The organism is Sinobaca sp. H24, from assembly GCF_023845525.1.
The window spans coordinates 1-24,522 of the sequence record NZ_JALBWT010000003.1; the positions used below are offsets into that span (position 1 = coordinate 1).

General features: G+C 45.3%; 18 protein-coding genes, 1 other RNA gene and 7 pseudogenes. 2 read left to right on the forward strand and 24 right to left on the reverse strand.

Translation table 11 applies throughout. The features are described 5' to 3' along the window. Together MMY81_RS05705 and MMY81_RS05710 are read right to left on the reverse strand one after the other, a co-directional pair. A partial coding sequence (locus tag MMY81_RS05705; protein ID WP_252312009.1) for an SMP-30/gluconolactonase/LRE family protein occupies positions 1-773 on the reverse strand: 773 nt, incomplete at its 3' end. Positions 774-837: 64 nt separating this feature from the next. Further along, the gene (locus MMY81_RS05710) at positions 838-1,344 is read right to left on the reverse strand and encodes a C40 family peptidase (protein ID WP_252312010.1); all 507 of its coding nucleotides are present in this window, start codon (positions 1,342-1,344) and stop codon (positions 838-840) included. Between the two features lie 160 nt (positions 1,345-1,504). On the opposite strand from MMY81_RS05710, the gene MMY81_RS05715 reads away from it, so the two are divergent. Continuing rightward, positions 1,505-2,431: a prenyltransferase gene (locus MMY81_RS05715; RefSeq protein ID WP_252312011.1), complete on the forward strand. Its 927-nt coding sequence runs from the start codon at positions 1,505-1,507 to the stop codon at positions 2,429-2,431. Positions 2,432-2,486: 55 nt separating this feature from the next. On the opposite strand, the gene MMY81_RS05720 is transcribed toward MMY81_RS05715, so the two are convergent. The 16 genes and pseudogenes from MMY81_RS05720 to rpoN all read right to left on the reverse strand — a co-directional run bounded on the left by MMY81_RS05720 (position 2,487) and on the right by rpoN (position 18,460). Next, on the reverse strand, positions 2,487-3,182 hold the full coding sequence (locus MMY81_RS05720) for a hypothetical protein (protein ID WP_252312012.1): 696 nt from the start codon (positions 3,180-3,182) through the stop codon (positions 2,487-2,489). Between the two features lie 29 nt (positions 3,183-3,211). After that, positions 3,212-3,511: a gas vesicle protein GvpO gene (gvpO, locus tag MMY81_RS05725; protein WP_252312014.1), complete on the reverse strand. Its 300-nt coding sequence runs from the start codon at positions 3,509-3,511 to the stop codon at positions 3,212-3,214. A 246-nt stretch (positions 3,512-3,757) separates the two neighbouring features. Further along, positions 3,758-4,228, reverse strand: coding sequence for a YusW family protein (locus tag MMY81_RS05730; RefSeq protein WP_252312015.1), 471 nt, complete (start codon positions 4,226-4,228; stop codon positions 3,758-3,760). Positions 4,229-4,329: 101 nt separating this feature from the next. Then, positions 4,330-4,695, reverse strand: a transfer-messenger RNA (tmRNA) gene (ssrA, locus tag MMY81_RS05735). Between the two features lie 85 nt (positions 4,696-4,780). Further along, a complete protein-coding gene (gene smpB, locus MMY81_RS05740) occupies positions 4,781-5,254 on the reverse strand; it encodes an SsrA-binding protein SmpB (protein ID WP_252312016.1) in 474 nt (157 codons plus the stop codon). A 33-nt stretch (positions 5,255-5,287) separates the two neighbouring features. Beyond that, positions 5,288-7,615: a ribonuclease R gene (rnr, locus tag MMY81_RS05745; RefSeq protein ID WP_252312017.1), complete on the reverse strand. Its 2,328-nt coding sequence runs from the start codon at positions 7,613-7,615 to the stop codon at positions 5,288-5,290. Positions 7,616-7,664: 49 nt separating this feature from the next. Further along, a complete protein-coding gene (locus MMY81_RS05750) occupies positions 7,665-8,417 on the reverse strand; it encodes an alpha/beta hydrolase (RefSeq protein ID WP_252312241.1) in 753 nt (250 codons plus the stop codon). A 22-nt stretch (positions 8,418-8,439) separates the two neighbouring features. Then, entirely contained in the window at positions 8,440-9,195 is a 756-nt protein-coding gene (locus MMY81_RS05755) for an alpha/beta hydrolase (RefSeq protein WP_252312019.1), read from the reverse strand. A 134-nt stretch (positions 9,196-9,329) separates the two neighbouring features. Then, complete coding sequence (gene secG / locus MMY81_RS05760; protein ID WP_120192024.1) at positions 9,330-9,560, reverse strand: preprotein translocase subunit SecG; 231 nt, start codon at positions 9,558-9,560, stop codon at positions 9,330-9,332. A 157-nt stretch (positions 9,561-9,717) separates the two neighbouring features. Further along, the gene (eno, locus tag MMY81_RS05765; RefSeq protein ID WP_120191969.1) at positions 9,718-11,001 is read right to left on the reverse strand and encodes a phosphopyruvate hydratase; all 1,284 of its coding nucleotides are present in this window, start codon (positions 10,999-11,001) and stop codon (positions 9,718-9,720) included. A gap of 25 nt (positions 11,002-11,026) precedes the next feature. Then, positions 11,027-12,565: a 2,3-bisphosphoglycerate-independent phosphoglycerate mutase gene (gene gpmI / locus MMY81_RS05770; protein WP_252312020.1), complete on the reverse strand. Its 1,539-nt coding sequence runs from the start codon at positions 12,563-12,565 to the stop codon at positions 11,027-11,029. After that, positions 12,555-13,319, reverse strand: coding sequence for a triose-phosphate isomerase (gene tpiA / locus MMY81_RS05775; protein WP_252312022.1), 765 nt, complete (start codon positions 13,317-13,319; stop codon positions 12,555-12,557). The genes gpmI and tpiA overlap by 11 nt, the downstream gene beginning before the upstream one ends. A 22-nt stretch (positions 13,320-13,341) precedes the next feature. Next, a pseudogene (locus MMY81_RS05780) lies at positions 13,342-14,527 on the reverse strand (phosphoglycerate kinase). A 264-nt stretch (positions 14,528-14,791) separates the two neighbouring features. After that, positions 14,792-15,797: pseudogene (gene gap / locus MMY81_RS05785) on the reverse strand (type I glyceraldehyde-3-phosphate dehydrogenase). Positions 15,798-15,869: 72 nt separating this feature from the next. After that, complete coding sequence (locus MMY81_RS05790) at positions 15,870-16,889, reverse strand: sugar-binding transcriptional regulator (RefSeq protein ID WP_120191963.1); 1,020 nt, start codon at positions 16,887-16,889, stop codon at positions 15,870-15,872. A 216-nt stretch (positions 16,890-17,105) separates the two neighbouring features. After that, a pseudogene (gene rpoN, locus MMY81_RS05795) lies at positions 17,106-18,460 on the reverse strand (RNA polymerase factor sigma-54). Positions 18,461-18,886: 426 nt separating this feature from the next. Here rpoN and clpP point away from each other — a divergent pair. Beyond that, positions 18,887-19,464, forward strand: a pseudogene (gene clpP, locus MMY81_RS05800) (ATP-dependent Clp endopeptidase proteolytic subunit ClpP). Between the two features lie 226 nt (positions 19,465-19,690). Here clpP and MMY81_RS05805 read toward each other — a convergent pair. The 6 genes and pseudogenes from MMY81_RS05805 to trxB all read right to left on the reverse strand — a co-directional run bounded on the left by MMY81_RS05805 (position 19,691) and on the right by trxB (position 24,468). Next, entirely contained in the window at positions 19,691-19,966 is a 276-nt protein-coding gene (locus tag MMY81_RS05805) for an HPr family phosphocarrier protein (protein WP_252312242.1), read from the reverse strand. Positions 19,967-19,983: 17 nt separating this feature from the next. Next, positions 19,984-20,932: pseudogene (whiA, locus tag MMY81_RS05810) on the reverse strand (DNA-binding protein WhiA). Between the two features lie 29 nt (positions 20,933-20,961). Next, a pseudogene (locus MMY81_RS05815) lies at positions 20,962-21,905 on the reverse strand (gluconeogenesis factor YvcK family protein). Further along, positions 21,902-22,811, reverse strand: a pseudogene (gene rapZ, locus MMY81_RS05820) (RNase adapter RapZ). Before rapZ ends, MMY81_RS05815 begins: the two co-directional pseudogenes overlap by 4 nt. Continuing rightward, positions 22,798-23,286, reverse strand: coding sequence for an NUDIX hydrolase (locus MMY81_RS05825; protein WP_252312024.1), 489 nt, complete (start codon positions 23,284-23,286; stop codon positions 22,798-22,800). Before MMY81_RS05825 ends, rapZ begins: the two are co-directional and overlap by 14 nt. A 237-nt stretch (positions 23,287-23,523) precedes the next feature. After that, positions 23,524-24,468: a thioredoxin-disulfide reductase gene (gene trxB, locus MMY81_RS05830; protein ID WP_252312026.1), complete on the reverse strand. Its 945-nt coding sequence runs from the start codon at positions 24,466-24,468 to the stop codon at positions 23,524-23,526. Between the last annotated feature and the right edge of the window lie 54 nt (positions 24,469-24,522).

A 24,522-nucleotide genomic window follows, 5' to 3' on the forward strand; every position in this document is an offset into this window, starting at 1 on the left:
GAGCTTCCTGTCGTAATGTACAAATCTTTGAGGTCTTTTCCCCCGAAAGTACACGAGGTCGTAACAGAGACAGGTACTTTTATTTTTTCCAGAGCCTTTCCACTTTCAGGGTCCCAGCGGATTACCTGTCCCTCTCCAAAGTGGGCAATCCACAGCTTCCCTTCGGAATCAATGGTCATTCCGTCCGGAGGCCCTTCTTCATCCGGCACGACAAATGCAACTTCCGGATCGTCCGCTGTTCCTGTGAGCGGATCAATGTTCATCGTATAGATCGTTTTCGCGGGTGTATCAATAAAATACATCAACGAGCCGTCTTCCGACCAGGCCATGCCGTTGGAAATAGTTAAATTGTTTACGACAGTATACACTGAATGATCGGAATGAAGACGGTAAAGAGAGGCTTCGCCTTCTTCCTGGTCAAAAGACATTGTGCCTGCCCAGAAACGGCCGAATGGATCGCACTTGCCGTCATTAAAACGATTATTCGGCTTGTGCTGTTCCGGATCATGAATCGCTTCTAATTGCTTAGTATTTAAATCAAATTCATAAAACCCATGCTGCATGGCCAATATAAGACCGCCGTCCCGTTTGGGCACCGCGGCTCCTATGTACTGCTCAAGCGAAATAGTTTCGTTTTTATTTTCTGCCGGATCGTATATCATCAGTTTTTTCCCTTCGATATCGACCCAGTACAACACTTCAAGCTCTGCATTCCAGCTTGGTCCTTCCCCCAGTTCTGCCTTTTCATCGACTACACATTCTGCTGTTTTCATGACACTTCACCCTTTTCCTTCTTTTTGTTTATGTTCCCCTCTCCCTTTCTGCTAAACCTTTATATTAAATGCGTCTGACATGCTCGTTAAATACGCTGCTCCAATAGCCTTCCTCCAGGCTTTCCACTGCAGCTCCCGTACTTTCCTGAGCGCCGATATATTCTCCATTCCCTATATATATGCCTACATGTCCATCTTCTTTGTACGTATCAAAAAACACAAGATCCCCGATCTGCATCTCTTCCGGAGGAATCTGCTCACCCTTATGTTTTATTGTATCCGTAGTGACGCCCCGCATCGATCCAAGCTTCATTCCTTCTTGTTCAAATGCCCAGTGCACAAAACTTGAACAGTCAAAAATACCTTCTTCCCGCTCTGCTTCATTTCTGCCGGCTCCGAATTCATATTCTGTTTTTCCAATCTGTGCAGCTGCGGCTTCGATTACGTTTTCCCGGTCTGACTGACTCCAGTCTGCAGAAGTTTCTTTTTTCAGCGGTTCTTCTGCTTCAAAGGAACAGCCTGCGAGTCCGAGAAAGACTGCTGCATATATCATCGCGTAATAACGGGACATCGTATGCTCCTTTATCTTTTTTATTTATCTTTCCAGTATAATACAACTATTTCTTTTATTTCTATCAAACTGGTTTCTCTTTTTCCTTTAAACTGCTCTCATTCTCCTTCATACTGAAAAAAAGCTGTATTACCATTTATTCGGAAAGGGCTGACCGCTGTTGAACTCTCGTTCGATTTCTATCTACCAGTTACTTCTTCAGCTTATGAGGGCGGTAGCCGTTGTTTCTTCCAGTGCGGTCGCTGTTCTTTCTACCATGCTTCCATTATTTATCTATTATGCTTTTTCTTTTTCTACTTTATTTTTTACTATGCTTTTTTTATTGGCAGGGGCATTTGCGGTGCACGGCGTACTAACGCATGCTTTTAATGATTACAGCGATCACCTCTCCGGAACAGACACGCTGAGCCCTGCTCTGCTCTCAGGAGGAAGCCGGGTGATTCAGGAAGGTCGTATTTCTCCTGATGCTCTATTAACGCTTGGAAAAGCACTAGCCGGCCTTCTGTTAATCGCTGCAGCGGTGGCTGCTATTTTAGGATTTATTCCTGTTGCTGTTCTTTTGGTTGTTGGTGTATGGGCAGCTGCTTCTTATTCGCTTCCGCCTTTTCAGTTCAGCTACACTCCTCTGGCTGGGGAATGGCTGAGCCTGTTTCCTTCTATTTTTGTTCTGGGACTTGCCGGGCCATGGCTTATTCTTGGGACCGTTCCGGAATGGGGTTACCAGAACGCAGCGGTGAACGCTCTTTTATGCCTGGCCTGGGTAATGGTTCATCATATTCCGGACCAGAAAGCAGACCGCCGGGCCTCCCCTGTAAAAAATACAACCGTTGTGTGGTCAGTTTCACGGTTTGGACCGGCTGCGGCGAAAGTGCCTGCGCTGATCTATTTAATGTTGGCTGCCGGCTGCGCTCTTTGGATCGGCGGTGACCGGATGTGGGCCGCAGCCGGGGCTTTGATATTTATTGGCCTTTCGCTGCTGTTGGTCTGGAAAATGAATGTCCATGATATTCAGCAGGTGACTCAGCATGAAAAATGGCTGCTTCTTCTTGCAATGGCTGCAGCGGTCTGGCTCGGCCTGTTTATTTAAAAGCACACAAAACCCGCCGGGCAGCCCGGCGGGTTTTAATTACTTACTGCTGTTTCTATTTCTTTTTACTGCTTTTTATGTCTTTTTTTATCTGCTTTTTTAGATCTTTCTGCACATCTTTTACCAGCTTCTCTTTATACTCATCCGTTAACTCTTTCCGAACTTGATCTATTACATCCTGTTTTACCTGATCCAGAATATCTTTTTTAAGTTCGTTTTTCAATTCTTCTTTAATGTCATCAACGAGCTGACTTACCGAGCTGTCAGGCAGGAAGGATTTTTCCTTCTCGTCCTCTTCTGATTCCTCTTCGTCCTCTTCCTCTGTTTCTTCTTCGTCCTCTTCCTCTGTTTCCTCTTCGTCTTCTTCCTCTGTTTCCTCTTCGTCTTCTTCCTCTGTTTCCTCTTCGTCCTCTTCTTCTGTTTCCTCTTCGTCCTCTTCTTCTGTTTCTTCTTCGTCCTCTTCTTCTGTTTCCTCTTCGTCCTCTTCCTCTGTTTCTTCTTCGTCTTCTTCCTCTGTTTCTTCTTCGTCTTCTTCTGTTTCTTCTTCCTCGCTGCTGTCAGAGGACTGTTCTTCTACAAATTCTATAATATCATCGATAATATCTGATTTCTTTTTTGAACTTAATTCCATACCGCTGTTTTCCGCCAGTTCTTTTAACTCTTTTACACTTAGCGTTTCCAGGTCGATTTCTTCGTTTTCATCATCCTCGTTTGTAATTTCTACGATGGCATTCTCTCTCTTTTGACTCATTCTATATTCCTTCTTTCGCGTAGTTGTATTTATTCTTCTTTTTTCAGGGTTTTGCTTCTTGGACGCAGGCTGACGCGCTGATAGGAAACAACCTCTAAATCTTTATTGATTTTTGTTTCGTATACTCCGAGAAGCATGTCTTTTGCATATTTTTTCATGTATTCTTCTTCTTCAATTACTTCCACTTCCACATCCCAGCCCTCTTCGTGGGCCGCTACTGATGTTATTTTAAAAGGGGGAAGAATATTCGTCGTAAAAAAGGACTGGATGGTATCCAGAACCTGGCCCATGGAAGCTTCTTCTTTTTTTGTATTTGATTTCGGCTTCACGTTTAACTTTTTAGCACTGCTTTTGTTGGAAGCTTTAGCTTGATCTGCGATAATAATCTCCTCCTGCTCTTGAAAATAAAAATGTGTGCTTTTTATTTATTGCGATGATTTTTGCTTAAGAACGTCTGTCCTAATCGATACCCTTCCTAATCTATATTCAATCTTTTTTATGCATAATTAATATGTTTTCATCAATAGGTAAAATTTTACAAAGAAAAAAGCTATGCTCTAAGCACAGCTTCCTTCTTATCCCTGCGTACTATCTTCCGCCTGGATAGCTTCCGCTTCGTCAAATTCCACGTCTATCTGCATTTCCTGATAGTTATCGTCCAGCTGGAAATTATTTACGCTCTCGTTCATCAGCTGCAGCTCGTTGGACTGCGGCGTTACGTCCAGATTGGGAAGCACCTGGCCCAGTTCGAGCAGAGCCTCTTCATCTTCGATTTCTCTTTCTTCATCTCCACGGGAGTCTGAAATTTCCGCCTGTGGATCTCCGTTATTGTAATCATAGGAAACATCGTATTCCCCGTATTCATATTCTACTTCCATCTCAAAAGAGGTATAGCCTAGTTCATCGTACCAGGCCGCCTCCTCTAATTCTGAATCATCATCACTTAAAGGCTGGCTTTCTATGCTTGGTCCGCTTTCATCAGACCCGCAGGCTGCCAGTGCAAAAGGCAGGCTTGCTGTCAGCAAAAATAGTCCCGTTTTTTTCATTCTGCATCCCCTCTCTTATCTGCTCATCCTTTCCCTGAAAACAGCTATGCAAAACAAAAAAAAGGATGCCGGGAGCCGGCATCCTTTCTATTTAATATGTATGGTGGAGATGGTGGGATTCGAACCCACGTCCAGAGATATCGCCACTTGAGCTTCTACGAGCGTAGTCGCTATATTATATTTCGCCTATGCTTCAGCCTAGCAACAGGCTTCAGCACAGCTAGCCTGATTAGTCTCTTCAGCCGACCTCAGGCGGAGATCGGAGCTGCGTAGCCCACTATTAGGTGAGACCCCAAATCACTCGACATGGGCGATCGAGTGCGGGATCCGCATTAGTCAGTTATTATGCTGCTACTGCGAGGTTTTCGTTAGTTTTGCCAGTTATTATTGGCGTGGCCATTTTACGAGATTGCCTCTCGGCTCGCAACTCAAGCTCAACCTATCCCTGTCGAAGCCAAGTCATCCCCATGGAAATAAGGAAAAGAAACCAATCTTTTCCCTAGAGTGATTATATTATCATTCTTTTCCCGTATTTTCAATAGAAAAGCCTTATTACTCGCCTTTCATGCGGGAACGGATCGCTCTGTCCATTTCGCGCTGCGCGTCTTTTTGCTTTAAGGTTTCCCGTTTGTCATACTGCTTTTTACCTTTGGCGAGGCCGATTAATACTTTAGCCTTTCCCCGCTTAATATACACTTTCAAAGGAACAATCGAATAACCCGGCTGCTGGCTCTGGCCGATCAGCTTGCTGATTTCCCGGCGGTGAAGCAGCAGCTTTCTCGTGCGGAGCGGGTCATGGTTAAACTGGTTGCCGTGTTCATACAGGCCGATATGGGCATTGTGGAGGAATAATTCTCCTCCATCAATTTTCCCAAAGCTGTCCTTTAAGTTCATGCGGCCTTCACGAATGGCTTTTATTTCGGTTCCTTTTAAAGCAAGTCCGGCTTCGTACGTTTCTTCAATAAAAAAGTCATGGCGGGCTTTCTTATTCTGGGCAAGCACTCTTCCCTCTGTCTGCTGAGCCATGCGTCCATCCCCCCTGTTCTCAAACGACCTGTGTTATTTTCTTTTGTTCGGTTTTTTCTTCCCTACATTTTCGTAGTACGGCTTATCTTTTCCAGGCTTTTTTGCCCCGGTTTTTCCTTTTTGGCGTCCTTTTTTAGCCGTCGGCTTGTTTTCACTTTTGCCCGGCCGTTTTGATCCGCCTCTTCCATCAATTACTTTCGGTGTTTCTTTTCTTTTACGTTTAACAGGTGCTTTCATGCCGACTACTTCAAAGTCAATATCCGCTTCTTCTACGTTAACCTTAAGCACGCGGATCTCGAGTTCATCACCGATTCGGAATATATTAGCCGTCCGTTCTCCTATCAGCGCATACTGCTTTTCATCAAAGTGATAATAGTCATCAGTAAGGTAGCTGATGTGCACCATACCTTCTATCGTGTTTTCCAGTTCTACAAACAGTCCGAAGTTCGCCACGCCGCTTATTACGCCCGTGTACTCTTCGCCTACTTTGTCTTCCATATACTGCGCTTTCTTTAAATCATCGACTTCCCGCTCGGCATCTACTGCCCGGCGTTCCATTTCTGACGTATGCTTGGCAATATCCGGAAGCTTATTCTGCCAGTTGGACTTTGTCTTCTGATCTGTTTTTCCGTTAATCAAGTACGTACGGATCAAACGATGAACAATTAAATCCGGATAACGGCGGATCGGTGACGTAAAATGCGTATAATATTCAGATGCCAGGCCGAAGTGTCCGAGATTTTCCGGATCATATTTTGCCTGGTTCATCGAGCGGAGCATCACGGTGCTGAGCACAGCTTCTTCCGGTTCTCCCTTTACATCTGCCAGAATCTTCTGCAGGGCGCTTGGATGAAGGGAGCTGCCCTTGCCTTTAATCGTATAGCCGAAGTTCGCTACAAATTCAATGAACTTCTGCAGCTTTTCCTCATTTGGATCTTCGTGAATCCGGTAAATAAATGGCACTTTCATTTTGGAAAAATGTTCGGCCACCGTTTCGTTGGCTGCGAGCATAAATTCTTCAATCAGCTTTTCAGCCACAGAGCGTTCCCGGATTAAAATGTCTTCAGGCTTCCCGTTTTCGTCTACTTTTACCTGGGCTTCTTTAAAATCAAAGTCAATGGCGCCGCGGTCAAACCGTTTTTTGCGCAAAATGGCTGCGAGCTCTTCCATTCGTTCAAAGAAAGGCACAAGTTCTTCATATTTCTTACGTGTATCTTCATCTTTTTCATCCAGAATCAGGCGGACATCATTGTACGTCATTCTTTCATTCGTGCGGATCACACTTTCAAAAATGTCGTGATTTACAATGTCTCCATCTTCGGTTACTTCCATTTCGCAGGAAAGCGTCAGGCGGTCCACCTGCGGATTCAAGCTGCAGATTCCGTTGGACAGGCGATGAGGAATCATGGGAATTACCCGGTCCACCAAATACACGCTGGTGCCGCGCTCCACTGCTTCCTCATCAATTGCTGAACCTTCCGGCACATAGTAGCTCACATCGGCAATGTGAACGCCTAGCTGATAGTTTCCGTTGGACAGCTTTTTAACCGCTACGGCATCATCCAGGTCTTTTGCATCTGCGCCGTCAATGGTAACAATTGTTTCGTCCCGCAGGTCCCGGCGTTTGTTGATCTCATTTTCCGTAATACGGTCCGGAGCTTCGTTGGCATGCGTAATTGCTGCTTCTGGAAATTCACCGGGCAGTTCATGCTTATGAATGATGGAAAGAATATCAACACCCGGGTCATTTTTATGACCGAGAATATTGACTACTTTTCCTTCTGCGCTGAAGCGCTTTTCCGGGTATTTTGTTATTTCCACGACGACTTTATGGCCGTCTACCGCGCCGTGTTCTTTGTGCTGGGGAATAAAGATATCCTGATTGATATGCTTGTCATCCACCTCAACAAACCCGTAATTTTTATTGTCGATATACGTACCGACCACTTTTGTCGTGCCTCTTTCAATAATGCGGATAATAGAGCCCTCCGGCTTGGAGTCGCGTCCTTTCTGCTGCACACGTACGAGTACGGTGTCTTTATGCATGGCACCGCCCATCTCCGGAGCGGGAATAAATACATCCGCCTCTCCTTCTTCTTCCGGCAGGATGAAAGCAAACCCGCGCTGGTGCATCTGCACTCTGCCGCGCATGATGTCCATTTTTTCGGGAACACCGTAGCGGTTGCTTCTTGTGCGGACGAGTTTCCCGCTTTCCTCCAGTTCATTCAGGGCTTTCATTAGTTCTTTCGTCTGTTCAGGTTCCGTCATCTGATACGCTTCCTGTAGTTCTTCAATAGACATTGGTTTTTGGGCAATATCCTGCAGATACTGCATCATCTGGTGCTTTTGTTCTTCTGTCATATTGTTTTCATCTCCTCTCTATCTACTTTTGCTGCTTTGTTGGTTTTTATCATTTTGTGCTCCAATCCAGGCTTTCTAAAAACTGATATATATTTTCATGCAGGTTCTGTTTTTCAGGGCCCAGTGTGATTACGTGCGGGGATTCTTCGTACCAGTCAAGGGATTTAACAGAAGACGCTACTTCCTCGTATATAATATCTGCGCTTTTTAATTCTACCATTTCGTCTTGTTTGGCCTGAACTACTTTCACCGGCGCATAAATCATATCCAGAGAGTCTTTTACTTCTGTAATCATCCCATTAAGAGAATCAAGTGCATCAAGAGGAAGTTGTTTAAAGGCTTCCATTTCTTCGTCCACCTGTTCCTCGTCTTTGCCCTCCAGCTGCTTGTATTCTTTTGCATACTGCAGGACGCCCTTATATAGGCGCTCTTTATTTTCAATGGTTGTCAACGGGGCGCACATAGGTACAATACCCTTTGCCCCGAACGTATACCCTGCTTTTAATGACATTAGTCCTCCAAGAGAAAGACCGGCTACAGCTATTTCTTCATAGCCCTGTTCTTTTAAATGGTTCCATCCGGCTTCGACGTCTTTCCACCAGTCAGAAGCGTTGGAATCCATCAGCTCTTCCGGCGGAACACCGTGGCCTTTATACACAGGCGCGTGTGAGGTGTAGCCCTGCTTCTGCAGATATCTTCCCAGCATTCTAACATCGGCTGAGCTTCCGGTAAAACCGTGTAGAAGCAGGACCGCCCGGTTTCCTCCTTCAAAGGTAAATGGTTTTGGGGGTACAACTTTCATCATCTTCCACTCCTATTCTATCTTACACCTGACCGCTGCTTTTCCAGACGACATCAGGCTCTATTTTTTCAGCCAGCAGAAAGTGCAGCACATCTTCAATCAGCTGCTTCTGATTCTCACTGTGTACAATAAAATGATGAGACTGCTCATAAAAATAAAGCTGTTTTTCTTTAGCGGCAATTTCTTTATATAAAAACAGGGCGCTGCTTTTTCGGACCAGGCTGTCTTTCATTCCCTGGGCAATAAACGTTGGCACTTCCACTTCTTTAATGAATGGTTCAATCGTGCGGACCACTTTCTGGAATTCAGAAAGGGACCGGACCGGGGTATGAATTTTAGACCAGAATATCGGGTACCAGGGCTGTTTTTTTAACTGGCCTTTAATCATATTCTTCATAATCAGTGCCATATCCTTTGAAAGCTGGGCAGGATTAACGTAATGGGCCGCTGCACTTAACAATACCAGCTTTTCGACTGGATATCTCGCAGCAATGTACGTCGCAAGGATCCCTCCCATCGAGAAACCGATAACATACACTTTCGAACAGCGTTCAAACAATTCTTTAGCTGCCAGATCTGCTGTATGAATCCAGGTTTTGTGGTCCGACTCTTTGAACCGGGAGCGAAATTCGCGTTCGCTTAAATCAGTCATTAGATCGTGACCGGGGAGAACAGGGGTATAGACGAGCCAGTCTGTTTCTTCCTCAAGCACTCTGGAAAGCGGTTCAAGCTCCCATGGTGCCCCTGTAAAGCCGTGCAGACATAGACAACCAATCATAAGCGGAACGCCTCTCATTCTTGTTCTTTTATTTGTTCTGCCTGGAAGAATATATGAAAAAAAGCAGCAAGACACTAATACATGTCCTGCTGCATGATTTCATTTCATATTCGCTATAGGTCCGCAGTCTCTTCTTATAAAAAATAAGCAAGAAGAATCGTTAATACGAAAAAGACCACGGCTAGAATAACTGTCATTCTGCTTAAAAAGGCTTCTACTCCACGTGCCTTCTGCTTTCCGACTAATTGTTCCGCTCCCCCGGAAATTGACCCGGAGAGCCCTGCGCTTCTTCCCGATTGTAATAATACTACGGCTATTAATGAAATCGATACAATAATCAATAGGACATACAATATGGTTTGCATCTCCGCCACCTCCACGTTCAAATCACACATATATAAAATTAACATATAACGTATCCAATTACAATAGAGGGAGCATGTTCTCCTTTGATGAACAATATTTTTTGTTATACAGCAAAAGACAGCGGGATTCCGATGCCCGCTGTCTTTCTAATGCTGTTTATTTATTAATGTTGTAGAATGCGCCTTTTTGTAAAAATACAGACGTATCATCAAGCTCATCTTCAATACGGATAAGCTGGTTGTACTTAGCGACACGGTCCGTACGGGACGGAGCACCTGTCTTGATCTGGCCGGCGTTGGAAGCTACGGCAATATCGGCAATAGTCGCATCTTCTGTTTCACCGGAACGGTGGGAAATAACCGCTGTATAGCCGGCGCGCTTCGCCATTTCAATCGCGTCAAATGTTTCTGTAAGCGTACCAATCTGGTTTACTTTGATTAGGATAGAATTACCGATGCCTTTTTTGATGCCTTCAGAGAGTTTTGTTGTGTTTGTAACGAACAGGTCATCACCAACAAGCTGCACTTTGTCTCCAAGAGCTTCTGTCAGCTTCTTCCATCCGTCCCAGTCATTTTCGTCCAGGCCGTCTTCAATAGAAACAATCGGATACTTCGATACGAGATCCTGATAGAATTCGATCATCTCTTCTGTTGTTTTCACAACGCCTTCACCTTTAAGGTGATATTTGCCGTCTTCGTACATTTCGGATGCTGCTGTATCCATCGCAAGCATAACTTCTTCACCTGGCTTGTAGCCGGCTTTTTCGATGGCAGTAATAATTGTTTGAAGCGCTTCTTCGTTTGAACCAAGGTTTGGTGCGAAGCCGCCTTCGTCCCCTACTGCTGTGTTATGGCCCTGGTCTTTCAGCACTTTTTTCAGGTTGTGGAAAATTTCTGCGCCAATACGTACGGCGTGGGCAAGGCTTTCTGCTCCTACAGGCATAACCATGAATTCCTGAATGTCGACGCTGTTGTCTGCGTGCTCGCCGCCGTTTAGGATATTCATCATTGGTACAGGAAGGGTCTTCGCGTTAAATCCGCCCAGGTACTGGTAAAGCGGAAGGCCAAGCTCATCAGCTGCTGCGTGGGCAGCGGCCATGGAAATACCAAGAATCGCATTAGCTCCGAATTTTTCTTTGTTTTCCGTACCATCCAGATCAATAAGAAGCTTGTCGATGCCTGTCTGGTCTGTTACATCCATGCCAAGCAGTTCAGGTGCGATTTCTTCGTTTACGTTGTCTACTGCTTTAAGAACACCTTTGCCCATGTAACGGTCGCCGCCGTCACGAAGCTCTACTGCTTCATATTCACCGGTGGATGCACCGCTTGGTACAAGTGCGCGTCCAAAAGCGCCTGTTTCTGTAATGATTTCTACCTCAACTGTTGGATTCCCGCGGGAATCCAGTACTTCGCGTGCGTAAACATCAGTAATCATACCCATTGTAAAAATCGCTCCTTTGTCGTGTCTATTTTTTTAGTAAGGAAGTGCCTGTCATTTCTTCCGGCTTTTCCATTTCAAGAAGATCTACTGCTGTTGGAATTAAATCTGCGAGAACGCCTCCGCTGCGCAGTTCCCCGGATTCTCTGGTGACGATAACCGGAACCGGATTAGTCGTATGGGCCGTCATTGGCTTATCATCCGGTGTCGTAACTTCGTCTGCGTTTCCGTGGTCGGCGGTAATAATAGCCGTACCATTTTTCTCATGGAGAAGATCTACAATTTTCCCAAGGCATTCATCTACTGTTTCAATCGCCTTAACTGTCGCGTCCATATCTCCGGAATGTCCAACCATATCAGGGTTGGCAAAATTTAATACGATAAAATCGTGGTTTTCTTCTTTGATTTCCTGCAGAAGTGCATCGGTTACTCCGTATGCGCTCATTTCCGGCTGCAGGTCGTACGTTGCTACTTTCGGGGAGTCAATAAGAATTCTTTTTTCCCCTTCAAATTCCTCTTCCTGGCCGCCGCTGAAAAAGAACGTAACGTGAGGAAATTTCTCTGTTTCGGCAATGCGGAGCTGCTTGAGCCCTGCTTTGGAAACAGCTTCTCCCATTGTGTTTTTCAGTTCCTGCGGAGGATAGGCCACGTTTGCTTCTACTTTTTCACTATAGTCGGTCATGGTTACATAGTGAAGGTTTTCCGGAAAACGGTCCCCGCGGTCAAAGCTGTCAAAATTGTTGTCAGTGAAAACACGTGACATCTGAATCGCACGGTCGGGACGGAAGTTGAAGAAAATAACAGCATCATTATCCTGCATGTCCGCTACCGGTTCTCCGTTTTCTTTTGTCATAACAGCTGGAATAATAAACTCATCCCAGACGTCTTTATCGTAATTGGCTTTGATGGCCTCTTTAGCTGAAGAATAGCTCGGACCTTCTCCATACACAATCGCACGATAGGACTTCTCCAGTCTTTCCCAGCGGTTGTCGCGGTCCATAGAGTAGTAGCGGCCGTGAAGTGTTGCTATTTCGCCGACACCAAGCTCCTTCATTTTCCCTTCAAGAGCCTCCACGTACTGTTCTGCCGTACGCTGGCCAACATCCCGTCCATCCATAAAGGCATGAACGTATACTTTTTTGATACCTTTGTTTTTCGCCATCTCCAAGAGAGCATACAGATGATTAATGTGGCTGTGTACCCCTCCGTCGGAAAGCAGGCCGTAAATATGCAGACTGCCGTCATTTTTCAGGACATGCTCGGAAGCACCTAGAAGCGCTTCGTTTTCCTGGAACGTGCCTTCTTTAATATCTTTGTTGATGCGGGTAAGGCTTTGATAAACTACTCTTCCTGCACCAATATTTAAATGGCCGACTTCAGAGTTTCCCATCTGCCCTTCCGGAAGGCCGACAGCTTCTCCGCTTGCTGTAAGCTGCGAATGCGGATATTTATTCCAGAAACGGTCGAAGTTTGGCGTATTTGCTTTTTTTACTGCATTCCCCTTTGTTTCATCCCGGAGGGCAAAGCCATCCAGGATAATCAAAGCGACAGGGTTTTTACTGCTCATTGGATCCCGCCTCCACTAGTTGTAAAAATGCGTCCGGCTTGAGGCTGGCTCCTCCTACAAGGGCGCCGTCGATGTGTTCCATCGCCATATAGCCGCCGATATTTTCAGGTTTCACACTGCCGCCGTACTGAATACGGACTGCTTCTGCTGTTTCCTGGTCATACAGCTCTGATAGAATGCGGCGGATCGTTCCACACGTTTCGTTGGCATCTTCTGCTGTGGAAGATTTGCCGGTACCGATGGCCCAGATAGGCTCATACGCAACAACAACCTGTGCTGCCTGCTCTTTGCTGAGTCCTGCAAAGCCTTTTTCCACCTGGCCGCGTACAACAGATTCTGTTTTGTCGCTTTCTCTTTCTTCAAGCGTTTCCCCGCAGCACATGATTGGCACAAGCTTGTGATTGAATGCTGCATGAAGCTTTTTGTTTACAGAGTCGTCTGTTTCATTAAACATTTCCCGGCGCTCGGAGTGTCCGATAATAACGTAGGGGATAGATAGGTCAGCCAGTGCTACCGGGCTGATTTCGCCGGTAAAAGCGCCGTTATCTTCAAAATGCATTGTCTGGGCGCCGACGGCTACGTCGCTTCCTTCTGACGCATCGTTCATGCTTTTAAGAAATAGGGCGGGGGCGCAGACAACCGTGTCTACTTTGCTGCCGGCCGGCACCTTTTCTTTAATATCTTCGATAAAGCTTACTGCTTCCTCGTGGGTTTTATTCATTTTCCAGTTACCTGCAATAATTGGTTTTCTCAAATTTCTCCACCTCTTCTTTTGTTTATTTGTCGTTCAGTGCTGCTACGCCTGGAAGTTCTTTACCCTCCATAAATTCAAGGGAAGCTCCCCCGCCTGTGGACATATGATCCATTTGATCGGCAAGGCCGAACTTTTCAACAGCTGCAGCGGAATCGCCGCCTCCGATTACAGAATACGTATCCTCTGCTCCAGCAAGCGCCTCTGCCACAGCTTTAGTTCCATATGCAAATGCCTCAATTTCAAATACGCCCATAGGACCGTTCCAAATAACGAGCTTGGAGCTTTCAATAACTTCCTGATACTTCTTTCTCGTTTCCGGGCCAATATCGAGTGCTTCCCAGTCAGAAGGAATTTCATCAATCGGCACGACTTTAATATTTGCATCACCGGAAAAATCATCGGCTACTGTAACGTCAACCGGCATGTAGAATTCACGCCTTTGTCTTTAGCTTTCTGCATAAACTCATTTTGCAAGATCAAGCTTGTTCTTTTTTCGAGCAGGGATTTACTACTTCGTGGCCCTGAGCCTTTACGAAGGTATAGGCAAGACCGCCTCCGATAATAAGGTTATCCACTTTATCAAGCAGATTATCGATCACACCGATTTTGTCTTTCACTTTCGCTCCGCCGACAATGGCCGTGAATGGACGTGCCGGGTCAGATAACGCTTTTCCAAGAACCTCAAGTTCTTTCTGCATCAGAAGTCCAGCCGCAGCCGGAAGGTGCTGTGCGATTCCTTCTGTGGAGGCATGTGCTCTGTGCGCCGCTCCAAATGCATCATTTACATATATGTCAGCAATAGCTGCAAATTCTTTTGCGAGTTCCGGGTCGTTCTTTTCTTCTCCTGCTTCAAAACGAACGTTCTCAACAAGAAGAATTTCTCCGTCCATCAAAGAATCGGCTGCCTGCTTTACTACAGGGCCGTAAACTTCATCTACTTTCCGAACGTCTCTTCTCAGCAGTTCGCCAAGACGTACGCCTACCGGTCCAAGACGAAGTTCTTCCACGACCTCTCCTTTTGGACGGCCCAGGTGGCTGGCCAGGATAACCCGTGCTCCCTGGTCCACTAAGTATTCAATTGTAGGAATGGCGGCTTTAATACGGCTGTCATCCGTTACTTTTCCATCTTCCATCGGCACGTTAAAATCCACGCGGCAGAAAACCTTTTTTCCTTTTACATCGATATCTTTAATAGATTTCTTATTCATATTGCTGCCTCCTTTTTCCTCTGTGTTCTTCATCCTTTTCCCTAAATGATACAAAAAGGAACGTATAATTATAATACAAAGAAAAGCATAAACCCGGCTTTCCTATACAACGTTCATCTAAAAAGAACCGGGTTTTCTGCTGATAAAAAGCAAACATGTTCTGCAGCTCATTCATGCTGTTTCGATATCTATTGTAGCAGGAAACTGCACAGGAAAGGGGAGCAAGAAAATACTTTTTCTCCCCCCTGCCCTTTATCTGCTTTATTAAGCCTGCTGTTTTGCAACATATTCTACTAGGTCTACAACGCGGCTGGAATAGCCGAACTCGTTATCGTACCAGGAAATAACTTTAACCATGTTGTCTTCCAATACCATAGTGGATAGACCATCAATAGTAGAAGAGTTGGAATTGCCGTTATAGTCTTTAGATACAAGCGGGCTCGTCGCTGAAACCAAGGATGCCTTTAAGGTTTCCTTCAGCAGCTTCTTTTAGTACGTTGTTTACTTCTTCAGCAGTAACATTTGTATCAAGCTCTGCTACAAGGTCAACAAGAGATACGTTTGGAGTAGGAACACGCATTGCAGCGCCGTTAAGCTTGCCGTCAAGTTCAGGAAGAACGAGGGCTACTGCTTTTGCAGCTCCAGTTGATGTTGGAATGATGTTTTCAGCAGCTGCACGTGCCAACGGTAGTCACTGTGCGGAAGGTCAAGAATCTGCTGATCATTCGTGTAGGAGTGAACAGTGTTCATTAGTCCGCGCTTAATGCCGAACTTGTCGTTAAGCACTTTAGCAAACGGCGCCAGGCAGTTTGTTGTGCATGATGCGTTGGACATAACGTTGTGCTTGGATGGGTCATACGTGTTTTCGTTAACGCCCATTACGAATGTTGCATCAACGTTTTTACCAGGTGCAGAGATAATAACTTTCTTCGCTCCGCCTTCAAGGTGTTTGCCGGCGCTTTCGCCATCTACGAAGCGGCCCGTTGCTTCAACTACGATTTCCACTTCAGCTGGCCCCATGGAATCTGTGCTGGATCTTTTTCAGCAGTGATGCGGATTTCTTTACCGTCAACAACAAGGTTGTCGCCGTTTACAGATACACTCTGCTTTAAGTTGCCGTGTACTGTGTCATATTTTAAAAGGTGAGCAAGCATATTAGCGTCTGTAGGTCGTTAATGCTTACGATTTCTACGTTGTCATTTTCAAGAGAAGCACGGAATACTGCGCGTCCAATTCTTCCAAATCCATTAATACCAATCTTTGTAGCCATGTTTAATTTCCTCCTCTTATTATGGTGCACGTTATTCAATACTATATGAGAAACTGATTGTAAAATCAGTTGTCATCGATTTAAAATTGCCTTCGCTGCCCCTTCATCTGTAATCAGCAGATTACTGGGGCGGTATTTCATGTAGGCAGAAATGGCTTCTGCTTTCGAGCTTCCTCCGGCAACAGTAATGACCGTCTGTGCTTCGTTCAAGTCATTAAGCTGCAGACCGATCGTTCTTTCTTTATGAACGATATGCCCTTCCCGGTCAAAATAATACCCGAATGCTTCACCAACCGCTGCTTTTTCCTTGATCTGCTGTACGGCGCCGTCGCTCGTTTCGCGCCGGTCTGCCATAATCTCAGCTTCCCCGATGCCGTGGATCACAATTTTTGCTTTCCGGATAAGAGCCAGTAATTCTTTAATACCAGGTTCAAGACTAAGCGATGTTCTGGTTTCGTTGCTGAGCTGGTCCGGAACATGGAGAAGCCTGTAAGCTGCCCGGGCTTTGGTGGCCATTGTCGAACTGATTGTGTTCGACTGGATTTCCACCTTTTCCCCGAGGCCGCCCCTTGCCGGTACAAAAACCGCGTCTTTCCATTTTTCGGACGGGCTGACCATATCGGCAACAGCTGCAAGCGTCGTTCCTCCGGCGACAGCAATAATGTCTCCGGGGGCTATCTGCTTTTTCATCTGCTGTACGCAGGCGCGTCCCAGTTCTTTTTTCACCCAGCTGTACTCGTCGCTGTCGCCGGAAACCACTATAACTTTCTCGACGTTAAGCACCTCAGCTACCTGCTTTTCCAGATCTTCAAGTCCGAAAGCGATTTTCATCGCCGGCTCCATGCCTTCCAGCAGGGCTTCTCCTTCATCAGAAAGAGTCATACCGGAAGGATGAATCATAATTAATCCCTGATTTTTTAAAAATGTTACCTCTGTCCGAAGTACTCTCTCCGAAAGATCCAGGCTGACGGCAAGCGTTCTTCTGCCGACCGGCTGCATCAGCCGGAGATACTGGAGAATCCGGTATCGTTTTCCCATGATTTCCAAAATATCAGGCTGCAGTTTTTTCTGCCATTCGAGTAATTCTCTCATTCAGGGATCACCAGTTTTCTCTCAGGGACACTTTTTGTCCCATATAGACATTTTTAGTCCCACTTTATCAAAAGATAAAACCCAGGGGAAAATCCCTAAGTGGTGTTCAGCCTTTTGATACTTTCATTATACCAAGAATAAAATAACATAGCAATAAAAATTAAAGGCCGGTTCGAGGTATACAGTACCTTTTCCCGGCCATTCTTTTTTAAAACATCATGCGTATCTTTTTCTTTTCGAGGAAGAGGCAATCTGCAGTTCCCCGCGGTACTTGGCTATAGCTCTGCGGGAGATCGGGATGCCGTGTTCCTCCTTAATGAGCTCAGCTATTTTCTGGTCGGATAGAGGCCGTTTTTTTTTTCCGCTTCGACCATTTTGTTCATTATTTCTTTTATAACATTCGTAGATGTCTGCTCTCCTTCTGCATTGTTCATACCAGCAGAAAAGAAATGCTTTAATTCAAATAATCCGTGCGGGGTCTGCACATATTTGTTCGTAGTTGTCCGTGAAACCGTGGACTCATGCACTTCTGCTTCTTCAGCTATCTCACGCAGGGTCAGCGGCTTCATGGCAGCAGGGCCGTTTTCAAAGAATGCTTCCTGAAAAAGCAGGATAGCTTCCGTAATTTTCCGGAGCGATGTCTGCCGCTGATCAATGCTTTTCAGCAGCCAGACGAGCTGTTTGTATTTTTTACGGGCATATTCTCCCGCCTCTCCTTGTTCCCCGCTCTCCAGCAGATGGCGGTATTGTTTATTCAGCCTTATTTTCGGCAGGCTTTCATTATTAAGTACAACTGTAAACGCCCCGTTCTTTTTTTCCACATACACATCCGGCGTAATTGCCGCTGATTCACTTCTTCCAATGCAGGCGCAGGGGTGAGGCGTGAGCTGCTGGATCGTATCATAGATCGCCTGCACATCTTCCACCGAAATATGAAGCGTCTTCGCTATCTGCTTCCACCTTCTCGCTGCCAGATCTTCCAGGTGATGTTTAACTACTTCGATGACAAGCAGGTCAGACGGATAATCTCTCGTTAACTGCAGAAGCAGGCATTCCTGGAGATTCCTTGCACCGACACCTGCAGGCTCAAGTTTCTGAAGCATCTTAACGCCCTGCTCATATTCATCTTCGGTAATAGTATAAAACCGTCCTGCTTCTTCCCAGCTTCCCTCCAGGTAGCCGTTTGTATCTACATTATCGGCGAGATACAGCATAAGCTCCCGGTACTGATCGGTTGTATCGAGAAAACGGATCTGGCTGTATAAGTGGTCGGCCAGCCCTTCTTCGTAAGCCTGGATTCTATCCAGCTGGGATTCATTTCTGCCTTCATATGCTTCATATCCATCTCCATAATCATCTGTCCACATTACCGGGCTGTCATATATAGGCAGTTCCTTTTCTTCCTGGACTGGTTCTTCCGTCTCTATAAGCGGATTTTCAAGAGCCTGTTCCGATATGTAATCAGAAAGCTCCTGGGTCGAGAGCTGCAGCAGGGAAATGGCCTGGCGGAGTTCCTGCGTCATTACAAGGCTCATCGTCTGTTTTTGAAATAATCCCATTTCTAGATTCATGTAAAATGACCTCTCCTTCTTGTAAGCGCTTTCTATAACTTATTATATCACAGGCAGCATTATCGTCTATATGTAATTAGGCCTTCACATGAAGTGTAGCAAACAGCGGCAGCCTCCTTCTTTCTTTTGTCATATAATCTTCCATAGTTTTAATCGGCATAAAATAGGTTATACTCACTATTAGGCATATGATGATTGCTTCCTTTGTTTCAATGCTGAAGATTGAAAGGTTCTCTTTACTCTTGTTATAGTAGGAGAAGCAGAATAGCGTCTGGACAATAAAAAGATAAAAAATAAACGCTTTTTATTTGACCAACATTGACCATTCGAGTATGATATAACTATTCTCAACAATACGAAAAACATACGTGTTTTTCGTTATGGAGTCAGTATTTACACAATTTATATAATAGGAGGAAATAAGACATGAACTTAATTCCAACAGTAATTGAACAAACAAGCCGCGGGAAAGAGCATATGATATTTATTCCCGCCTTCTGAAAGACCGTATTATCATGCTTGGTTCCGGAATTGACGATAACGTGTCCAACTCCATTGTAGCCCAGCTTTTATTCCTGGCTGCTGAAGATCCGGAAAAAGACATTTCCATTTACATCAACAGCCCGGGTGGTTCTATCACTGCAGGTATGGCTATTTATGACACGATGCAGTATATCCAGCCTAAAGTTTCTACTATCTGCGTTGGTATGGCAGCTTCCATGGGAGCATTTCTTCTTGCAGCCGGCGAGCCGGGCAAGCGTTTCGCTCTTCCAAACAGTGAAGTAATGATTCACCAGCCGCTCGGAGGTACACAGGGCCAGGCTTCTGATATCGAAATTCACGCCCGCCGCATTATTCAGATGCGCGAGAAGCTGAACCAGATCCTAGCAGATCGTTCCGGCCAGCCCCTCGAAGTAATTCAGCGCGATACAGATCGTGATAACTTCATGACAGCTCATGAAGCAAGAGATTACGGCCTGATTGACACAGTTTACGAGAAGTAATACGAAAACCCTCTCTTCTGCTTAGAAGAGAGGGTTTTTTAGATTGTCTATAAACTATTTCATTTTGTTTATCTATTCATGATTCCGATTTCTTTAAGAATTTTGCTGAAAACAAAAATGAATAAACAGGGGCGGTTCCCTTGGAGAAAGACTTTTGCATAAAAATATCTATTTTTGTCTTTTTTAAAAGACTGAAAAACCTCTCTCCTGCTTAGGAGAGAGGTTTTTACTCTTTTTTTACATAATCCACAAGTGCTTTCATTGCGTCTGCTTCGTCATTGCCGTTGATCATTATTTTGATGGAGGCACCGTTTCGGACAGCAAGGCTCATAATACCCATAATGCTTTTCGCGTTTACGACCTTTCCATCCTTTTCAATGGAAATATCCGAATGAAACCTGTTGGCTTCCTGTACAAATAAAGCGGCCGGCCTTGCCTGAAGACCTGTTTTTAACTGAACTTCAACGTTTTCTTTACCATGTCTACCTCCTCCAGCTGCCAGTTATGCTTTTTATTATACTATGAAACCGTTTCCCCGTTTCGGATTTTTTCAGCTAATTCATCTATTTTTCGAAGCCTGTGATTTACGCCTGACTTACTCACTGGTCCGCCTGAGGCCATTTCTCCCAGTTCTTTCAGCGTAATATCCTGATGCTCCACCCTCAATTCAGCAATTTCCCTGATTTTATGGGGAAGATTTTCGAGGCCGATTTCCCTTTGGATCAAGCGGATATTCTCCACCTGACGTAAGGCTGCCCCTACTGTTTTATTAAGGTTCGCCGTTTCACAGTTAACGAGCCGGTTCACGGAGTTGCGCATATCCTTCATAATCCGGACATCCTCGAAATACAGCAGGGCCTGGTGGGCCCCGATCACGCTGAGGAATTCAGTGATTTTCTCACTTTCCTTCACGTATAAAATATAGCCTTTTTTCCGTTCCAGGCTTTTGGAGGGAATATGAAATTCCTTAAAAAGCTGGCGGAGAGAATAATTATGCTCTTCGTAGTTTGAGAAAATTTCCAGATGATATGACGAGGTATCCGGATGATTGATTGACCCCCCGGCCAGAAAAGCCCCGCGCAGATACGCCCGTTTACAGCAGGATTTTTTTATCATATCCGGGGAAATAGAGCGGACAAACCGGTAATTTTCTTCCATTATATGAAGATCGGACAGAAATTTTTGGGTGTTTTCTTTAATACGTACAATATACACGTTGTTTTTCTTTAAGCGCATTTTTTTCCGGACAAGGACTTCCAGCTGCATTTCACTGAAGCCTTTTTTGATTAATGTATAAATCCGCCTGGCAATCGCTGCATTTTCCGTAGTACGTCAGCGTCAACAGGCCGCTTCCAAATGTCATAGTTCCATTCATTCGAATAAGCGCAGCAAGTTCCGCTTTCACACAGCAATCTTTTAATTCAAGCTGTGTTAATTCTTTTTTAGTCATCGCTGCAAATGACGACATAGGCTCTTCACCGCCTCTTTCTACTTCGCCTACAGCTCCATAAGAAGGGACTGAGCGACTTTGACTGCATTGTGGCGCAGCATCATTCCATCGTATCGAATGAATTCGTCCTGCACGACACGGCAGCCGAAGGCTCTCATATTATCTTCATCAAATGGAACCGGATGGGCGTCCTCTTGTTGATATTTTTTAATGAGCTCGTCTGGAATTATTCCATTGTTTACCAGTACTGTTTCGATAAACTGCTCATGCGTATGATTAAAAATAGCCTGCACGTGATCGGAAGCGGAAAAATTATCGGTTTCCCCTTTTTGCGTCATCACATTGCAAATGTATACTTTACGTGCTTTGGCTTCCTGAATAGCTTCAATAATACCAGGCACTAAAAGGTTCGGCAGTATACTAGTGTAAAGGCTTCCCGGCCCCAGCACAATCAAATCGGCTTCCTCAATTGCTTTTAAACTCTCTGGAAGCGCTTTAACTCCTCCGGACGTAAAAAAACATGCCGGATCTGCTTTTCCGCCTGAGGAATGAGTGATTCTCCCTCCACCGTCGTGCCATCCATCATTTTTGCGTGAAGCACTACGCTTTGATTCGAAGAAGGCAGTACTTTCCCACGTACATTCAGGACAGTACTGAGCTCACTGATGCCTTTAGCAAAATCACCTGTTATTGATGTCATGCCTGCAAGAAGCAGATTGCCGAGCGAATGGCCGACCAGCCCTTCACCGGTAGTAAACCGGTGCTGGAACAGCTGCTCGATCATAGGCTCTACTTCTGCCAGCGCAACCAGCACGTTTCGTACATCACCGGGCGGCGGTATATTCATTTCTTTTCGGAGGCGCCCGGAACTACCTCCATCGTCTGCAACGGTTACGATTGCTGTGATGTCGACCGGAAAGGTTTTCAAGCCCCTCAGTAATACAGACAGACCCGTCCCTCCGCCGAGAACGACTATATTGGACCGTTTCATACAAGAATGCCTTTTGCTTTTTCTATATCCCGATGCGTAGTAGACATGGAATAAGAGGAGGCAAAGTGCGCAGCCAGATATTCAGCCAGCGTTACGGACCGGTGTTTTCCGCCGGTGCATCCAATAGCAATGATCAACTGGCTCTTTCCTTCTTTTTTGTACTGAGGCAGCATGTATTCAAGAAGATTTATCAGCTTTGTTAAAAATTCCTGTGTCTCTGACCATTTGAGAACATAAGACGACACTTCCTCCTGCAGGCCTGTTTTAGGCTGCAGAAATTCTATATAATGCGGATTTGGCAGAAATCTTACATCAAAAACGAGATCTGCGTCTATGGGAAGTCCGTATTTAAAACCAAATGACATCATATTTACAGAAAAGACGTCTTTAGCTGTACCGGAAATATATTGAATAATTCGTTCCCGCAGCTGTTTGGGCTTCATGTCACTAGTGTCAATAACCTGAGCCGCACGGCCTTTCAGCTCTGCAAGCATATTGCGCTCCTGCTGTATGCCTTCAAGCGGAGCTTCTTCTGCGGCAAGGGGGAGAACGCCTTGTTTCTTTATAACGCTGAACGAGCACATTGTCTTTTGCATCCAAATAGAGAATATGAAGATTTAAATTCTGCTTGGAAGATAAGCGATCCACCGTTTCAAATAAATGCTCAAAAAATTCACGTCCACGCAGGTCGATAACCAGCGCTATTTTCTTCACTTTTCCTTCTGAGGATTCCACCAGCTCAATAAAGGTTGGAATAATAGCAGGAGGAAGATTATCAACGCAGTAATAGCCTAAATCTTCGAAGCTTTGGACAGCTACCGTCTTTCCCGCACCTGACATTCCCGTAATAATCACTACGTCTAAATCGTTCTCACGGTTTCCCACGGCTTCTTCATCCTCTCTCATTTCCAGATTCATTCAGCTCTCCTCCACTTAGTTCATACGAAATCAGTTCGTTTTCCGTCGTGAAGTAGAATGTTCCATACATCACTCCTTTTCCAAAGAGCGTATGCTGTAAAATATGATAATCGCCGGGATTCATATCAAGACCGCTGACGCTGTCTTTATCAATCCATTCGAGCAGTCCTTCCGGTGAATACTCCCAGGCTGTCCCTTCCCATTCAAAAGCTTCAAAAGAAAACAGCATCCATTCCGAGATAGTTTTCTCCTGGTCTTTAATCACCATTGTATAAATCCCTCTTATGTTTGGGTTTTTCACTAATATATTTGTTTCTTCTTTTGTTTCCCTTACAGCAGAATCCTGGATGGATTCTTCCGGCTCCATTTTTCCGCCGGGAGCGACCCACCATAAACGGCTGGGTTTTTGAAGCATAAGTATTTTTCCATTGTTGTGAATAACGCAATTTGTTATCCTCTGCATGCTCATCACCTCACATTGCCTGTTTTAAGTATACTATTCCTTTTCTTTTCCCACAAATAGAAATAACCATTCCTAAAGTTACAGCGGTTTCACTCCCGTCCTTTTTTATAAAAAAAAGCGCAGGCTCCGCAGCCTGCGCATGAAAAAGGGGGGTGGTAATAGTATACTAATACCCCCGTTTCGTTTCGTATAGATTACAGCATGGTTAAGATACCTTTACAGTATCTTTCTGCTGCCTTATGCCTGTACGGCGTTTTTGAGCTCTTCTACATATTTCTGGGCCGTCTGTGCGGCAAGGGAGCCGTCTCCAGTTGCGGTAACAATCTGGCGGAGGGTTTTTTCACGAAGATCTCCGGCTGCAAAAATGCCGGGAATCTTTGTTTCCATTTCCTCATTCGTCACAATGTAGCCCTCGTCATTTGTAATGCCAAGATTTTTAACCGCATTGTTAAGCGGCAGCATGCCGACATACACGAAGACACCTTCCGTTGGGAAGTCATAATCCTCGCCTGATTTCAGGTCCGTCAGCGTGACGCTGGATACTTTGTTGTTTTCTCCATTAATTTCCTTTACAACGTGGCTCCACTTAAAGTCAATCTTGTCGTTAACAAATGCACGCTGCTGCAGAATTTTCTGGGCACGCAGCTCATCGCGGCGGTGAATAACTGTTACTTTATCAGCGAAGCGGGTAAGGTAAACCGCTTCTTCTACTGCCGAATCTCCGCCGCCGACAACGACAATTTCTTTCTTACGGAAAAAGGCTCCGTCGCAGACAGCGCAGTAGGATACACCGCGTCCGCCGAGTTCCTTTTCACCGGGAACGCCGAGATTTTTGTACTCCGCGCCCGTTGTTACAATAACCGCTCTTGCCTTATATTCTTTGTTGCCGGCAATGACTGTTTTGTATTCTTTTCCTTCGATAATCTCTTTTACATCTCCGTACGCATATTCTGCGCCGAACTTCTTAGCATGCTCAAACATTTTGTTGGACAGGTCGGGCCCAAGAATATGCTCAAATCCGGGATAATTTTCAACATCTTCCGTATTGGCCATCTGTCCGCCGGGGATCCCGCGTTCGAGCATAAGTGTGTCAAGCTCTGCACGAGAAGTGTACACTGCTGCTGTCATTCCCGCCGGGCCTGCCCCGGCAATAATTACATCATAAATTCTTTCTTCACTCACGCGTAAGTCCTCCTTTTAATCGTTTCCTGTTTTTCATATAGTATACTCATTGTT

What these genes read in the sequence shown, in the direction of transcription:
- secG (WP_120192024.1), bottom strand. Translation starts at nt 9,560, where the DNA reads ATGCAAACCATATTGTATGTCCTATTGATTATTGTATCGATTTCATTA.
- gpmI (WP_252312020.1), bottom strand. Translation starts at nt 12,565, where the DNA reads ATGAGCAGTAAAAACCCTGTCGCTTTGATTATCCTGGATGGCTTTGCC.
- eno (WP_120191969.1), bottom strand. Translation starts at nt 11,001, where the DNA reads ATGGGTATGATTACTGATGTTTACGCACGCGAAGTACTGGATTCCCGC.
- MMY81_RS05755 (WP_252312019.1), bottom strand. Translation starts at nt 9,195, where the DNA reads ATGATTGGTTGTCTATGTCTGCACGGCTTTACAGGGGCACCATGGGAG.
- MMY81_RS05750 (WP_252312241.1), bottom strand. Translation starts at nt 8,417, where the DNA reads ATGAAAGTTGTACCCCCAAAACCATTTACCTTTGAAGGAGGAAACCGG.
- rnr (WP_252312017.1), bottom strand. Translation starts at nt 7,615, where the DNA reads ATGACAGAAGAACAAAAGCACCAGATGATGCAGTATCTGCAGGATATT.
- MMY81_RS05720 (WP_252312012.1), bottom strand. Translation starts at nt 3,182, where the DNA reads ATGAGTCAAAAGAGAGAGAATGCCATCGTAGAAATTACAAACGAGGAT.
- MMY81_RS05710 (WP_252312010.1), bottom strand. Translation starts at nt 1,344, where the DNA reads ATGTCCCGTTATTACGCGATGATATATGCAGCAGTCTTTCTCGGACTC.
- MMY81_RS05790 (WP_120191963.1), bottom strand. Translation starts at nt 16,889, where the DNA reads ATGAGAGAATTACTCGAATGGCAGAAAAAACTGCAGCCTGATATTTTG.
- MMY81_RS05825 (WP_252312024.1), bottom strand. Translation starts at nt 23,286, where the DNA reads ATGCAGAGGATAACAAATTGCGTTATTCACAACAATGGAAAAATACTT.
- smpB (WP_252312016.1), bottom strand. Translation starts at nt 5,254, where the DNA reads ATGGCTCAGCAGACAGAGGGAAGAGTGCTTGCCCAGAATAAGAAAGCC.
- MMY81_RS05730 (WP_252312015.1), bottom strand. Translation starts at nt 4,228, where the DNA reads ATGAAAAAAACGGGACTATTTTTGCTGACAGCAAGCCTGCCTTTTGCA.